Source organism: Streptomyces sp. NBC_01267 (assembly GCF_036241575.1).
GTDB lineage: Bacteria > Actinomycetota > Actinomycetes > Streptomycetales > Streptomycetaceae > Streptomyces.
Window position 1 is genome coordinate 4,821,626 of the sequence record NZ_CP108455.1, and the last position, 14,853, is coordinate 4,836,478.

11 protein-coding genes are annotated in these 14,853 nt (G+C 71.9%); 8 read left to right on the forward strand and 3 right to left on the reverse strand.

The window, feature by feature from the left end; all coding sequences use genetic code 11:
- Positions 1-14: 14 nt before the first annotated feature.
- The 5 genes from OG709_RS22245 (at position 15) to sucD (ending at position 7,298) form a co-directional block, all read left to right on the forward strand.
- The gene (locus OG709_RS22245) at positions 15-1,118 is read left to right on the forward strand and encodes an ATP-binding protein (RefSeq protein ID WP_250299470.1); all 1,104 of its coding nucleotides are present in this window, start codon (positions 15-17) and stop codon (positions 1,116-1,118) included.
- Positions 1,115-3,628 carry a DUF5682 family protein gene (locus OG709_RS22250; protein WP_329167584.1) on the forward strand — a complete coding sequence of 838 codons (2,514 nt, stop codon included), beginning with the start codon at positions 1,115-1,117 and terminating at the stop codon, positions 3,626-3,628. Before OG709_RS22245 ends, OG709_RS22250 begins: the two co-directional genes overlap by 4 nt.
- Entirely contained in the window at positions 3,625-4,797 is a 1,173-nt protein-coding gene (locus OG709_RS22255) for a VWA domain-containing protein (protein WP_250299472.1), read from the forward strand. Before OG709_RS22250 ends, OG709_RS22255 begins: the two co-directional genes overlap by 4 nt.
- Before the next feature lie 417 nt (positions 4,798-5,214).
- Positions 5,215-6,390, forward strand: coding sequence for an ADP-forming succinate--CoA ligase subunit beta (gene sucC / locus OG709_RS22260; RefSeq protein ID WP_250299473.1), 1,176 nt, complete (start codon positions 5,215-5,217; stop codon positions 6,388-6,390).
- Positions 6,391-6,410: 20 nt separating this feature from the next.
- Entirely contained in the window at positions 6,411-7,298 is an 888-nt protein-coding gene (gene sucD / locus OG709_RS22265) for a succinate--CoA ligase subunit alpha (protein WP_250299474.1), read from the forward strand.
- Between the two features lie 105 nt (positions 7,299-7,403).
- Here the strand turns inward: sucD and OG709_RS22270 are convergent, their stop codons facing one another.
- Complete coding sequence (locus OG709_RS22270) at positions 7,404-8,597, reverse strand: helix-turn-helix domain-containing protein (protein WP_329167585.1); 1,194 nt, start codon at positions 8,595-8,597, stop codon at positions 7,404-7,406.
- A gap of 135 nt (positions 8,598-8,732) precedes the next feature.
- Here OG709_RS22270 and OG709_RS22275 point away from each other — a divergent pair, with 135 nt between their 5' ends.
- Positions 8,733-10,589 carry a cell division protein PerM gene (locus tag OG709_RS22275; RefSeq protein WP_329169170.1) on the forward strand — a complete coding sequence of 619 codons (1,857 nt, stop codon included), beginning with the start codon at positions 8,733-8,735 and terminating at the stop codon, positions 10,587-10,589.
- Positions 10,590-10,695: 106 nt separating this feature from the next.
- On the opposite strand, the gene OG709_RS22280 is transcribed toward OG709_RS22275, so the two are convergent.
- Positions 10,696-11,610, reverse strand: coding sequence for a hypothetical protein (locus tag OG709_RS22280; protein ID WP_266641273.1), 915 nt, complete (start codon positions 11,608-11,610; stop codon positions 10,696-10,698).
- A gap of 157 nt (positions 11,611-11,767) precedes the next feature.
- Here OG709_RS22280 and purN point away from each other — a divergent pair, with 157 nt between their 5' ends.
- Both purN and purH read left to right on the forward strand, forming a co-directional pair.
- Entirely contained in the window at positions 11,768-12,469 is a 702-nt protein-coding gene (purN, locus tag OG709_RS22285) for a phosphoribosylglycinamide formyltransferase (RefSeq protein WP_374211232.1), read from the forward strand.
- The gene (purH, locus tag OG709_RS22290) at positions 12,381-14,009 is read left to right on the forward strand and encodes a bifunctional phosphoribosylaminoimidazolecarboxamide formyltransferase/IMP cyclohydrolase (RefSeq protein ID WP_266641271.1); all 1,629 of its coding nucleotides are present in this window, start codon (positions 12,381-12,383) and stop codon (positions 14,007-14,009) included. Before purN ends, purH begins: the two co-directional genes overlap by 89 nt.
- Before the next feature lie 117 nt (positions 14,010-14,126).
- Here the strand turns inward: purH and OG709_RS22295 are convergent, their stop codons facing one another.
- The gene (locus OG709_RS22295) at positions 14,127-14,705 is read right to left on the reverse strand and encodes an RDD family protein (protein ID WP_250299479.1); all 579 of its coding nucleotides are present in this window, start codon (positions 14,703-14,705) and stop codon (positions 14,127-14,129) included.
- Between the last annotated feature and the right edge of the window lie 148 nt (positions 14,706-14,853).

The window sequence follows — 14,853 nt, forward strand, 5'->3', positions numbered from 1 at the left end:
CTGGAGGGGGATCCATGACCGCGCCCGAAAACACCGGAGCAGAGGTTCTGCGGCCGCACGCCGAAGTCGCCTTCGCCCACGAACTCACGGCACTCGCCGCCGCCGACGACCGCCCGCGCCCCGAGCGCTGGAAGCTCTCGCCGTGGGCCGTGGCCATGTATCTGCAGGGAGGCGCCCTGCCCGACGGCACGGTGATCACGCCGAAGTACGTCGGACCGCGCCGCATCGTCGAGGTCGCCGTCAGCACGCTCGCCACCGATCGCGCGCTGCTGCTGCTCGGCGTGCCCGGCACGGCCAAGACCTGGGTGTCCGAGCATCTCGCGGCGGCCGTGAGCGGTGACTCCACGCTGCTCGTCCAGGGCACCGCGGGCACCCCCGAGGAAGCGGTCAGGTACGGCTGGAACTACGCCCAGTTGCTCGCCCACGGCCCCAGCCGAGACGCCCTGGTCCCCAGCCCCGTCATGCGGGCCATGGCCGACGGGATGACCGCGCGGGTCGAGGAGCTGACGCGTATCCCCGCCGATGTCCAGGACACACTGATCACGATCCTGTCCGAGAAGACGCTGCCGATCCCCGAGCTCGGCCAGGAGACCCAGGCCGTCCGCGGGTTCAATCTGATCGCCACCGCCAATGACCGCGACCGCGGGGTCAACGAACTCTCCAGCGCGCTGCGCCGCCGCTTCAACACGGTCGTCCTGCCGCTGCCCGCCACGGCCGAAGCGGAGGTCGACATCGTCTCCCGGCGCGTCGACCAGATAGGGCGCTCGCTCGATCTGCCCGCCGCGCCCGAGGGCCTGGACGAGATCCGCCGGGTCGTCACGGTCTTCCGCGAGCTGCGCGGCGGAGTCACCGACGACGGCCGTACCAAGGTCAAGTCGCCGTCGGGGACGCTCTCCACGGCCGAGGCGATCTCGGTCGTCACCAACGGCCTCGCTCTGGCCGCGCACTTCGGCGACGGGGTGCTGCGCCCGGCCGATGTGGCCGCCGGACTGCTCGGCGCGGTCGTGCGGGACCCGGCCGCCGACCGGGTGATCTGGCAGGAGTACCTGGAGACGGTGGTGCGGGAGCGGGACGGCTGGCAGGGCTTCTACCGGGCCTGCCGGGAGGTGTCGGTATGACGGCACCCCCGGCGACAGCACCCCCGGCGACAGCACCCCCGGCGCCGGCCCGAGCGCCCGGCCCGGCGGCCGGGCCGCTGCTGCTCGGCGTGCGCCACCACGGCCCGGGGTCGGCCCGTGCGGTGCGGGCCGCGCTGGACGCCGCGGCGCCGCAGGCCGTACTGATCGAAGGGCCGCCCGAGGGCGACGCGTTGCTGCCGCTCGCGGCGGATCCGGGGATGAAACCTCCGGTCGCCCTGCTCGCCCATGTCGTGGACGACCCGGGCCGGGCGGCGTTCTGGCCGCTCGCGGAATTCTCGCCGGAATGGGTGGCGATCCGCTGGGCGCTCCGGCGCGGGGTGCCTGTTCGGTTCATCGATCTGCCCGCCGCCCACTCGCTCGCGATGACCGAGGAAGAGTGCGAAGGACCCGACGACGCGGCTGCGGTACGGGTCGATCCGATCGGGGTTCTGGCCTCGACCGCCGGATACGAGGACGCCGAGCGCTGGTGGGAGGACGTCGTCGAGCACCGGGGCCCCGGGACGGCGGACGCGCTCGCTCCGTTCGCCGCGCTCGGCGAAGCCATGGGGGCGCTGCGGGACACGTACGGCGACGGCGGATTCCCCCGTGATCTCATCCGCGAGGCCCATATGCGCATCCAACTGCGCGCGGCCCGAAGGGAGTTCGCCGACTCGGTGGCCGTGGTCTGTGGAGCCTGGCATGTCCCCGCACTGGCGGCTAGGACGACGGTCACCGCCGACCGCGCCCTGCTCAAGGGGCTCCCCAAGGTGAAGACCGAGATGACCTGGGTGCCCTGGACGCACCGCAGGCTCGCCCGGCGCAGTGGCTACGGCGCCGGCATCGAATCACCCGGGTGGTATGCCCATCTGTTCGGCGCGGACGACCGCCCCGTGGAGCGCTGGATGACGAAGGCCGCACGGCTGCTGCGGGACGAGGACCGGATGGTCTCCTCGGCCCATGTCATCGAGGCGGTCCGGCTCGCCGGGACCCTCGCCACTCTGCGCGGACGCCCGCTTCCCGGGCTCGCCGAGACGACCGACGCGGTGCGGGCGGTGATGTGCGAGGGCTCCGACGTACCGCTCGCGCTCGTCCAGGACCGGCTGGTGGTCGGTGAGGTGCTCGGGGAGGTCCCGGACACCGCCCCGGCCGTACCGCTCCAGCGTGACCTGACCCGCACACAGCGCGCGCTGCGGTTCCAGCCGGAGGCGACGGAGCGGGAGGCGGACCTCGATCTGCGCAAGCAGACCGACGCCGCACGGTCCCGGCTGCTGCACCGGCTGCGGCTCCTCGGGGTCGGCTGGGGGGAGCCGGCCGACGGACGGGGGAGTACGGGCACCTTCCGGGAGAGCTGGCGGCTGCGCTGGGAGCCGGAGCTCTCCGTGCGGGTCGCGGAGGCCGGGATGTGGGGGACGACGGTGCTCTCCGCGGCCACCGCGAAAGCCGCGGCGCAGGCCGTGTCGGCCACCGTGCTCGGCGAGGTCACCGCCCTCGCCGAGCAGTGCCTGCTGGCCGAACTGCCGGACGCGCTCCCGGTGGTGATGCGGGCGCTCGCCGACCGTGCCGCGCTGGACACGGACGTGGGTCACCTCGCGCAGGCGCTGCCCGCCCTGGCCCGTTCCCTGCGGTACGGCGATGTGCGGTCCACGGACACCACGGCGCTCGGTGAGGTGGCGTCCGGGATCGCGGAGCGGATCTGTGTCGGGCTGCCCCCGGCCTGTACGGGGCTCGACGCGGACGGTGCCGGCGAGAGACGCGGACAACTGGACGGTGTCCACACCGCGATCGGTCTCCTGCCGGACACCGGACTGCGCGACCGATGGGCCGGTGTGCTGCGCGGACTGGCCGGCCGGGACCCGGTCGCCGGGCTGATCCGCGGGCGGGCCGTGCGTCTCCTCCTCGACGACGGACGGCTCGCCGAGGACGAGGCGGCCCTGCTCATGGGCCTCGCCCTGTCGCCGGGCGCGCTGCCCGCCGACGCGGCGGCCTGGATCGAGGGCTTCGTCGGCGGGGTCTCCGGGGGAGGCATGCTCCTGGTCCACGACGAGCGGCTGCTCGGGCTGGTCGATGCCTGGCTGGCCGGTGTGCCGCCGGACGCGTTCACCGGCGTACTGCCGCTGCTGCGCCGTACCTTCTCGGCGTATGAGCCGGGCGTACGCCGCACCCTCGGCGAGCTGGTCCGGCGCGGCACCGGGGCCGGCCGGGGGACGGCCCGTACACCGGAGGCGGCAGCGCCGGGGTTCGGTACCGGGCTCGACACGGAGCGCGCGGACGCGGTGCTTCCGGTCCTGCGGCTGCTCCTCGGGCACGGCGACCCCGACAGGCACGGCCCCGACAGGCGCGACCCGGGCGGAAGAACCCCGGGCGGCGGAAGAACCCCGGGCGGCGGAAGAACCGCGGGCGGCGGAGGAACCGCGGGCGGCGGAGGGATCCCGGGCAGAAGGGGCCCTGAGGGAACCGGTCCTGCGGGCACCGGTCCGTACGACAACGGCCTGATGGGGGTGGCGGGATGAACACGGCGGACGAACGGCTGCGGCGCTGGCGGCTGGTGCTCGGGGGTGACGCGGCGGAGGGCACCGGCGTCTCGCTCGACGGGCGGGACGCGGCGATGGACGCAGCACTGGGCGCGCTGTACGGCGGCGGGCGCAAGGGCAACGGCCGCAAGGGCGCCGGACGCGGTGGCGACCGCACGGCCGGGCTCGGCGCGTCCGCGCCGTCCGTCGCGCGCTGGCTGGGCGACATCCGTGCGTACTTCCCGGCCTCCGTCGTCCAGGTGATGCAACGCGACGCCATCGAACGGCTGGGACTTTCGGCGCTGTTGCTGGAGCCGGAGATGCTGGAGGCGGTCGAGGCGGACGTCCACCTCGTCGGGACGCTGCTCTCGCTCAACAAGGCGATGCCCGAGACGACCAGGGAGACGGCTCGCGCCGTTGTCCGCAAGGTGGTCGAGGACCTGGAGAAGCGGCTCGCCACACGGACGCGGGCCACGCTCACCGGGGCGCTGGACCGTTCGGCCAGGATCAGCAGGCCGCGCCACCGGGACATCGACTGGAACCGCACCGTCCGCGCCAACCTGAAGAACTACCTACCGGAGCACCGCACCGTCGTTCCGGAACGGCTCGTCGGGTACGGCCACGCCTCGCAGTCCGTGAAGAAGGAAGTCGTCCTCTGCATCGACCAGTCGGGATCGATGGCGGCCTCCGTCGTCTACGCCTCGGTGTTCGGCGCGGTCCTCGCCTCGATGCGGTCCCTCGCGACGCGGCTCGTCGTCTTCGACACGGCCGTGGTCGATCTCACGGACCAGCTCGACGACCCGGTGGACGTTCTCTTCGCGACCCAGCTGGGTGGCGGCACCGACATCAACAGGGCGCTCGCGTACTGCCAGTCGCAGATCACCCGCCCCGCCGACACCGTCGTCGTACTGATCAGCGATCTCTACGAGGGAGGCATACGCGACGAGATGCTCAAGCGGGTGGCGGCGATGAAGGCATCGGGTGTGCAGTTCGTGGCGCTGCTCGCGCTGTCCGACGAGGGGACACCCGCCTACGACCACGACCACGCGGCGGCCCTCGCGGCCCTGGGCGTACCGGCGTTCGCCTGCACACCGGACCACTTTCCAGAAGTGATGGCGGCAGCGGTGGAGAAGAGACCCCTGCCTCCGAGCCCGGACCGTACGGCCTGAGGGGCCTGAAGCGCGTGAACCCGTGGTACCGGACACGCCGTGAACGGGTCCGCGTCAACTGTGTCGTCGGTCACCCCGGACCGTCCGGCCGACCCCCTCACCACCCGGCCTCGGCGCGCCCACCGAAGGTCCACAGGGTGCATCGGCGCAGCTCACCGGGGGGTTCCCGGCCACCGGGCCGACGTCCGGTTCGGGTGGGTGAGTTGTGACAGTAATCACCGCGCAGGTGTGATCTGCGATTTAGGGACCTAGCGCCCACGGGGATAACCTGCGAGACGGACATGCCGCGTACTCGGACACCGTCTACGCCTCCCTAGTGACAGCGCAGTCACGTTGCCCTTCGCGGCACGCCCACGCAGACAAGGAACCGCGATCACTACTGCGACGACGATTTAAAGCAAAGGGAGACGGACGCGCGTGGACCTGTTCGAGTACCAGGCGAGGGACCTCTTCGCCAAGCACGGTGTACCGGTGCTGGCCGGTGAAGTCATCGACACGCCTGAGGCGGCGCGCGAGGTGACCGAGCGTCTGGGCGGCAAGGCTGTCGTCAAGGCGCAGGTCAAGGTCGGCGGCCGAGGCAAGGCCGGCGGCGTGAAGCTCGCCTCCGACCCGGCCGACGCCGTGGCGAAGGCCGACGCCATTCTGGGCATGGACATCAAGGGCCACACGGTCCAGAGGGTCATGCTGGCCGAGACCGCGGACATCGCGGAGGAGTACTACGTCTCCTTCCTCCTCGACCGCACCAACCGCACCTTCCTCGCCATGGCGTCCGTCGAGGGCGGCGTGGAGATCGAGGTCGTCGCGGAGGAGAACCCCGACGCGCTGGCGAAGATCCCGGTCGACGCCAACGAGGGGTGCACCCCGGAGAAGGCCGCCGAGATCGTCGCCGCGGCGAAGTTCCCGGCCGAGATCGCCGGTCAGGTGGCCGACGTCCTGCAGAAGCTGTGGACCGTCTTCATCAAGGAGGACGCGCTCCTCGTCGAGGTCAACCCGCTGATCAAGTCCGGCGACGGCAAGATCATCGCCCTTGACGGCAAGGTCTCGCTCGACGAGAACGCCGACTTCCGCCAGCCCGAGCACGAGGCGCTGGAGGACAAGGCCGCAGCCAACCCGCTCGAGGCTGCTGCCAAGGCCAAGAACCTCAACTACGTCAAGCTCGACGGCGAGGTCGGCATCATCGGCAACGGCGCGGGTCTCGTGATGAGCACCCTCGACGTCGTCGCGTACGCCGGTGAGAACCACGGCAACGTGAAGCCCGCCAACTTCCTCGACATCGGTGGCGGCGCCTCCGCCGAGGTCATGGCGAACGGCCTGGAGATCATCCTCGGCGACCCGGACGTCAAGTCCGTGTTCGTCAACGTCTTCGGTGGCATCACCGCGTGCGACGAGGTCGCCAACGGCATCGTCCAGGCCCTTGAGCTCCTCAAGTCCAAGGGCGAAGCGGTCACCAAGCCGCTGGTCGTGCGCCTCGACGGCAACAACGCGGAGCTGGGTCGCAAGATCCTGTCGGACGCCAACCACCCGCTCGTGCAGCGCGTGGACACCATGGACGGCGCGGCCGACAAGGCCGCCGAGCTCGCGGCTGCGAAGTAAGGGAACAGGTCACCAACACCATGGCTATTTTCCTGACCAAGGAAAGCAAGGTCATCGTCCAGGGGATGACCGGCGCCACCGGCATGAAGCACACCAAGCTCATGCTCGCTGACGGCACCGACATCGTCGGCGGCGTCAACCCGCGCAAGGCCGGTACGTCCGTCGACTTCGACGGCACCGCCGTGCCCGTGTTCGGCTCCGTCGCCGACGCGATGGCGCAGACCGGCGCCGACGTGTCCGTCGTCTTCGTGCCGCCGGCCTTCGCCAAGGCCGCCGTCATCGAGGCGATCGACGCCGAGATCGGCCTCGTGGTCGTCATCACCGAGGGCATCGCCGTCCACGACTCGGCCGCCTTCTGGGCGTACGCCGGCTCGAAGGGCAACAAGACCCGGATCATCGGTCCGAACTGCCCCGGTCTGATCACCCCCGGTCAGTCCAACGCCGGCATCATCCCGGGCGACATCACCAAGCCCGGCCGCATCGGTCTCGTGTCCAAGTCCGGCACGCTGACCTACCAGATGATGTACGAGCTCCGTGACATCGGCTTCTCCTCGGCCGTCGGCATCGGTGGCGACCCGGTCATCGGCACGACGCACATCGACGCTCTCGCGGCGTTCGAGGCGGACCCCGAGACCGACCTGATCGTGATGATCGGCGAGATCGGCGGCGACGCCGAGGAGCGTGCGGCCGACTACATCGCGAAGAACGTGACGAAGCCGGTCGTCGGCTACGTCGCGGGCTTCACGGCTCCCGAGGGCAAGACCATGGGCCACGCCGGCGCCATCGTCTCCGGCTCCTCCGGTACCGCGCAGGCGAAGAAGGAAGCGCTGGAGGCTGCGGGCGTCAAGGTCGGCAAGACGCCGACCGAGACGGCCAAGCTGGCCCGCGCGATCCTGGCCGCCGCGTAGCAGTTACGCAGGTGCGCTGCGGGCCCGCGTTCCCCTTCCGGGGAGCGCGGGCCCGTTCGCATGTCCGGCCCGGCCGGACCACGACAGGTCGCAGTCCGGCGGGTCTCAGTCCGTCGACGGCACCAGACGACCCGGACCGTTCGCCGGTTCGGTACGGAGCTTCTGCCGCAGCTTCACGTCCTCCGCTGTCAGTCGCTGCGGGCCGCCACGCGGCGGGACGCCCTCGACGCGGTGCGGGGCACCCGTCGGTCTGGCGTAGTACGTGGGGGCCGTGGCCAGGGTGTAGCCCGTCGACGCGGTGAGCAGGACGACGAACCCGGCCGTGAGCCGCGTCCAGAACCTGATCCGGTGTTCGCTTCCCGTCCTGACCACCCGCGCCTCGGGGAGCTTCACCTCGGGACCGGTCGATGTGAGCGCGGCGAGCCGCTCCTGGAGCAGTTCGGGATCCGCCAGTTCCGGCACCTGCTCGGCGACGGCCGCTCGCGCGTACAGGAGACGGTTCGCGGTCGCGGGCGTGCTCGCCTCGGTCTCGGCCGCGGTGTCCGGGAGGTCCAGACCGAGACCGTCGTAGAGCAGCAGGGTGCGCCGGTACGCGGGCGGCAGGCCGAGGACCGCGTCGCGCAGCGGACCCTGGTCCGGGTCTGCGGGCTGCCGGTCGAGACGTTTGTGGCTGCGGCGTAACCGGTGCCAGGGCGACAGCGCGTACTCGTACGCCGCCGCGCGCACCCATCCGGCGGGGTCCCGGTCGGTCGCCACCTCCGGCCAGCGCTGCCAGGCCAGGTGGAACGCGCGCTCGACGGACTCCGCGGCGAGATGACGGCGGCCGGTGAGGGCGTACGTCTGGTGGACGAGGCGGGGCGCGGCCCGCGCGTAGAGCAGGTCGAAGGCTTCGGCCGGGGTGGCGTCGTGGAGCGGCCGGGGCTCGTCGCGGTTGCCCGGAGCCGGCTGCGACTCCGCCACCGAGGCTGATGCCGGCTCTGATGCCGACGTCGATGCCGATTCCGGTTCTGGCTCCGATGCCGATGCCGGTGCTGATTCCGGCTCCGGCAGGAGGGCGGGCTGCGGGACGGGCTCCCGGACGGGCTGAGGGACCGGCTCCCGGACGGGCTGCGGCGTCGGCCCGTGCGCCAGTACCTTCGCGTATGCCGCGTGCCGGTGGCCCTCCGGGCTCGTACGACCGGACTCCCAGGACCGTACGGTCGCCGGTGTCACCCCGATCGTGGCCGCGAGCTGCTTCACGCTCAGCGATTTCGCCTCGCGCAGCCGACGCCGTTCCTTCGGGGGCGGGAGATCCGTCATGAGATACCCCCAGCGCTGCTCATGGCAGTGCGCCAGTCCGAAAAGTACATAAACGTATATTGAGTGACACGACCGGCCTTTGCCTGTTACGCGGCGAAAGCGCGTGTCGTTGGCAGCATGGCCCGCGTGACCCAGATGACCGACCGCAGCCTGTCGCTCGTTCCCGTACGGACCCGTACCGCCGCGCTGTCCGACTGCGTGCTGCGCGGTGCGGTCGCGGCAGGGTTCGGGCTCAGCGTGCTCACCGTCCTGGTGATGCTGCTGTGGATCAGCTCGCCGTACCCCGACAGTGGCCTGGGCGGGGCGCTGCACGTCGCCGCCGCACTGTGGCTGCTGGCTCACGGTACGGAGCTGACCAGGCAGGACACCCTCTCCGGCGTTCCCGCTCCGCTGGGTGTGGTGCCGATACTGCTGGTCGTTCTGCCTGTCTGGCTGGTCCAGCGGGCCGCGCACGACGCGCTCGACCCGGCGAACGGCCGTCCCGGACCGTCGTCGCGAGGTGCCCTGTGCGCGGTCACCGGCGGCTATCTGCTGGTTGCCGTCGCGGTGGCGCTGTACGCGGCGGGCGGGACGCTGCCCGCGGAGCCGCTGAGTGCGCTCTGGCATCTGCCGCTCGCCGTCGGTGCTGCGGCGGCTGCCGGGGTGTGGCGGGCGCGCGGATGTCCGGGCGGACCGTTGCCCCGCCCGGTGCGGTGGATCCTGCCGAAGGGTGCACGTGCGGCCCTCGCCCGGCCCGGGATGCCGGACACGCTGAGGGCCGCTGCCGCCGGTGTCATGGTGCTGACCGGCGGCGGGGCGCTGCTCGTCGGGGGCGCGCTGGTGTGGCACGCGGGCGCGGCGCAGCAGTCGTTCCTCCAGCTCACCGGTGCCTGGTCGGGCCGGTTCACGGTTCTGCTGCTGGCTGTCTCGCTGGTGCCGAACGCGGCTGTCTGGGGGGCTTCGTACGCCCTCGGCCCCGGCTTCGTCCTCGGTACGGGGACCACGGTGACGCCGCTCGCGGTGACCGGGAACACCGTGCTCCCGCACTTCCCCCTGCTGACCGCGGTGCCCGGGGAGGGCCGGGGCTCTCCGCTCGGCTGGGCGGTGGCGGCCGTGCCGTTGGCGGCGGGCGTGGTGCTCGGCTGGTTCGTCGTCCGGGGAGGGGAGAAGGCCGGGCCGATCCCGCTGGGCGGCACCGTGCTCTCCGCTGTGTCGGCGGCCGTGGGGTGCGCGGCGGCGATGACGGGCCTCGCCGCCCTGGCGGGCGGGCCGCTGGGCACCGGCAGTCTGGCGTCCTTCGGCCCTGTGTGGTGGCGCACGGGTGCGGCAGCGCTGGTCTGGACAGTGGGAACGGGGCTGCTGGTCGCGCTGGTCCGGCGCTGGCGGGTCCTCCGGCGCAACCGGCCTGCCGCACCCGTCCCGCAAGCCGCCGGGGAACCGGAGTGGCACGACAGCGGGGCCAGGGTGGCGCGGTGGGCTGCGCTTCGGGCGGCGTCGGCGGGACTGAAGGCCAGGATTCCCCAGCCCGGTGACCAGCCCGCTGACCAAGCCGGTGATCAGCCGAGTAACCAGTCCGGTGACCAGGCCGATGGCTGTGCTGCCGCGGATCAGGGGGATGCGGACGCCGCTGCGAACAATGACGGGGCGCGCGGCGAGGACGGCGAGGACGGTGACGGTCCTGCTGTCGTTCAGCCCGGCCCGGACCGTACGGATAGGGCAGACGGCCCCGATGGCCCCGACGGCCCCGATGGCCCCGACGGCCCCGATGGCCCCGACGGCCCCGGCGACTCCGGCAGTACGGAGGTCCAGGACGGCACCGATGGCACTGACGGCACAAGCAGCCCGGGAAGCGACAACGACGTACCGGCTGCCGTGCCTGCCGTGCCTGTCACAGCCCCGGCCCCGCCCGCCCCGCCGGAAACGGGCGCCGAGGCCGGACCCCGCGCGGAACCCGGAGCCGGTCCGGGCATCGGCAGCGCCTGGCCCCCGATGTCGTACACCGACGGGGACTGACAGCCGCGCACCGCCGAACGGGGCGGGAACCCGGGCCGCCCCGCTCGCAGACGCGCGCCGCGCGCCGCGTGCTACTCCCTCGCCCCTACCCCTTCATCTCTCGTCCCTACTCCTTCGTGCCGAGAACCGGGACCAGCGAGCCCGGCAGCAGCTTGTTGCAGGCGATCTGGCCCTGCTTCGTCAACGCGTCGTCCACGCACGTGTAGTAGTCGCGGTACACGAGGTGCGAGGTGAAGACCAGCGCCACCATCACCAGTGCCATTCCGGCCGTCACCAGACCGCTCACCGCCGCCGTGATCTGCGGCTTCGACGAGCCTGCGTACGGACCGGGCGCCGGCGGCACGTGCGGTGCGGGCGGCGCTCCCGGTGCGGCCGGCCGGCCGTCGGTGGGGGCGGCCGGGGGCGGCTGGGTCGTCAGCGCCGTGGCCCCGCGGGTGTCGTGCTGCACCGGCTGCGGCTTCGCCCGGAGCGAGCTGATACCCCAGTACAACGCGAGCGACCCGAGCAGCAGGCTGACCTCGGGCAGATTGAAGAGCACGAAGAAGAACGCCCACATTCCGGCGAGCAGGGCGTATCGCGCCCGCCGCTGCGCCGGGTCCTTCGGGTCCCAGCGCAGGCCCGCGCCCGGACCGCCCGGCCCGTTGCCCGGCCCCTTCGGGCCGTCGCCCCGGCCGTTCCCGGGTTCGTTCGGGCCGCCCTGGGGCCGCTGCGGGCCGCCGCCCCAGCCGCCGCCCTGGCGGCCGGGCTGAACCGGGCTCCACTGGCTGCCCCGGCCGGGAGGCGGCGACTGGTCGTCACCGCTGCCGTCACCCCCGTTGCCGGAATGACCGGAGTTGCCCTCGTCGCCCCCGTTGGCCGGGCGCCGCGGCTGCCACGGCTGGTCCGGCCGGCCCTCCGGTGGCGGGGCGAAGGGGTTGTCGTCGGGCTCCGTCGAAGAGGGCCGGCGTTCCCGCAGCAGCAGCACTGAGTCCTGCCCGTGCCGTGGGGTGCGGAGAGTCGCGCGGTGGCGTCGGTCCTGCATCTGGTGAACGTCTTCCCCTCATTCGGTTCCCGTCCGGGAGACGGATCCTGTCCCCAGACGCTACCTCTCGGCCGGGCCCCCGTCCCGTGGGGGCCGCTCCGTGTGCCGGTATCGTTGCCGACGGTCGGCGCGTTCGTAGAGTTCCCCGTATCGGGAGATGCGATCGATTCGTACGACCGCACAAGTCGTATCCAGAAAGGGCCCCGCTGTGGCCTCCCCGCCCCCTCCCGCCCGCCTGGTCGTGCTGGTTTCCGGCTCCGGAACCAATCTGCAGGCCCTGCTCGACGCCATCGGTGACGATCCGGCCGCCTACGGTGCCGAGATCGTCGCGGTCGGCGCCGACCGCGACGGCATCGCCGGACTCGACCGCGCCCGCGACGCCGGGCTGCCGACCTTCGTATGCAAGGTGAAGGAGTACGCGGACCGTGCCGCCTGGGACGCCGCGCTGACCGAGGCCACGGCCGCGTACGCGCCGGACCTGGTCGTCTCGGCCGGATTCATGAAGATCGTGGGGAAGGATTTCCTCGCGGCCTTCGGCGGCCGGTTCGTCAATACGCACCCGGCCCTGCTGCCCGCATTTCCCGGGGCCCACGGCGTACGCGACGCGCTCGCGTACGGCGCCAGGGTCACCGGCTGCACCGTCCACTTCGTCGACGACGGCGTCGACACCGGTCCGATCATCGCGCAGGGCGTGGTCGAGATCCGGGAGCAGGACGACGAAAGCGCTCTTCACGAGCGCATCAAAGAAGTCGAGCGAAGGCTGCTCGTCGATGTCGTGGGGCGTCTGGCCCGTAACGGCTACCGCATTGAGGGACGAAAGGTACAGGTCGGTGCACACCGAGAACACGGACACCGTTAAGCCCATCCGGCGCGCGCTCATCAGCGTCTACGACAAGTCGGGCCTGGAGGAGCTGGCCCTCGGGCTGCACGGGGCGGGCGTCACGCTCGTCTCCACCGGATCCACCGCGGCGAAGATCGCGGCTGCCGGTGTGCCGGTCACCAAGGTCGAGGAGCTCACCGGCTTCCCGGAGTGCCTGGACGGCCGGGTCAAGACGCTGCACCCGCGGGTGCACGCCGGGATCCTCGCCGACCTCCGCCTGGAGGACCACCGCAAGCAGCTCACCGAGCTGGGGGTGGAGCCCTTCGACCTGGTCGTCGTGAACCTCTACCCCTTCACGGAGACCGTCGCTTCCGGCGCCACCCCCGACGAGTGCGTCGAGCAGATCGACATCGGCGGCCCGTCGATGGTCCGGGCCGCGGCGAAGAACCACCCGTCGGTGGCGGTCGTCACCAGCCCGGAGCGCTACGCGGACGTGCTGACCGCCGTCAGCGGCGGCGGCTTCGACCTGGCCGCGCGCAAGCGTCTCGCGGCCGAGGCGTTCCGCCACACCGCCGCGTACGACGTGGCCGTGGCGAGCTGGTTCGCCGACGACTACGCGGCGGCCGACGACAGCGGCTTCCCCGATTTCCTCGGTGCGACGTACGAGCGCGGCAACGTCCTGCGGTACGGCGAGAACCCGCACCAGGGTGCCGCGCTCTACGTGAGCGGCACGGGCGGCCTCGCCCAGGCCGAGCAGCTGCACGGCAAGGAGATGTCGTACAACAACTACACGGACACCGACGCCGCGCGCCGGGCCGCGTACGACCACGCCGAGCCCTGTGTGGCGATCATCAAGCACGCCAACCCGTGCGGCATCGCGATCGGCACCGACCTCGCGGAGGTGCACCGCAGGGCGCACGCCTGTGACCCGGTCTCCGCGTACGGCGGCGTGATCGCGGTGAACCGTCCGGTCACCACGGCCATGGCCGAGCAGGTGGCCGAGATCTTCACCGAGGTCATCGTCGCTCCGGCGTACGAGGACGGCGCGGTCGAGATCCTGGCCCGCAAGAAGAACATCCGGGTGCTGCGCTGCCCGGACGCCCCGTCGGCCCCGGTCGAGGTCAAGCAGATCGACGGCGGCGCACTCCTCCAGGTCACCGACCGGCTCCAGGCCGACGGCGACAACCCGGAGAACTGGAAGCTCGCATCGGGTGACGCGCTCGGCGCGGCCGAACTCGCCGAGCTGTCGTTCGCCTGGAAGGCGTGCCGCGCCGTGAAGTCCAACGCGATCCTGCTCGCCAAGGATGGCGCGTCCGTCGGCGTCGGCATGGGTCAGGTCAACCGCGTCGACTCGGCGAAGCTCGCCGTGGAGCGCGCGGGCGAGGAGCGGGCCAGGGGTGCGTACGCCGCCTCCGACGCCTTCTTCCCGTTCCCCGACGGCTTCGAGATCCTGGCGAACGCCGGGGTGAAGGCCGTGGTCCAGCCGGGCGGTTCGATCCGTGACGAGCTGGTCGTGGAGGCCGCCGAGAAGGCCGGCGTGACGATGTACTTCACCGGGACGCGTCACTTCTTCCACTAGGACCTGCCCGGGACCGGTACCGGGGGCCGCCCGCGCTGACGGCCCCCGGAACGCCCGAGGGCCGTAACTCCTCGCTGAATGCGCGGAGTTACGGCCCTCAGGTGCGTGCGGCAGGTCCTAGTCGACCCGGACCACCACGGTGGAGCAGAGCTTGTCGGCGAACGTCTGCTTCTTGGAGTCCCACGCCGGCCACAGCCAGCCCAGGTAGCAGGCGATGCTGTCCACGAAGTGGGCGATCTTACGGACGAACGCCATGCCGAAGCCGATCGGCTGTCCGTCGCTCTCGCGCCGCAGGCTGATGCCGACGGCCTTCTTGCCGATGGTCTGCCCGTTGGTGCCCTCGTTGTAGAGCTGCCACAGGAAGATGGCTATGGCGACGAGGAGTCCGACGATCACGAGGGCGGAACCGGCGCCGCCACCGATCGAGCCGCCGATCCCGACCAGCACGCCGTACGGGATACCGGAGATGAGGCCGTCGATGATGGTGCCACCGACCCGGCGCCACCAGCCACCGAACTGCGGGGGCTGGCCGCCGTAACCGGGCGCCTGCGGGTAGCCCTGGACCGGGGGCGCCTGCGGGTAGCCGTAGCCGGGCTGCTGCGGCACGCCCTGCGGGGCCTGCTGCGGGTAGCCGCCGGGCTGCTGGGGCTGGCCGTACGGGTTGTTCGGGTTCGGGTTCGGATCGCCGAAGCTCATGGCTGATTTCCTCCGTTGGTTCATGCGGGGACGACGCGGTTCGAGCGGAGGATTGGTACATAAATCGACTGAGCGGTCTAGCCCCCCGACACTGCCCGCGGCACTGCGGGCAACATGCTTCTAAACGCCACGTAAGTTTGTCCAGTCG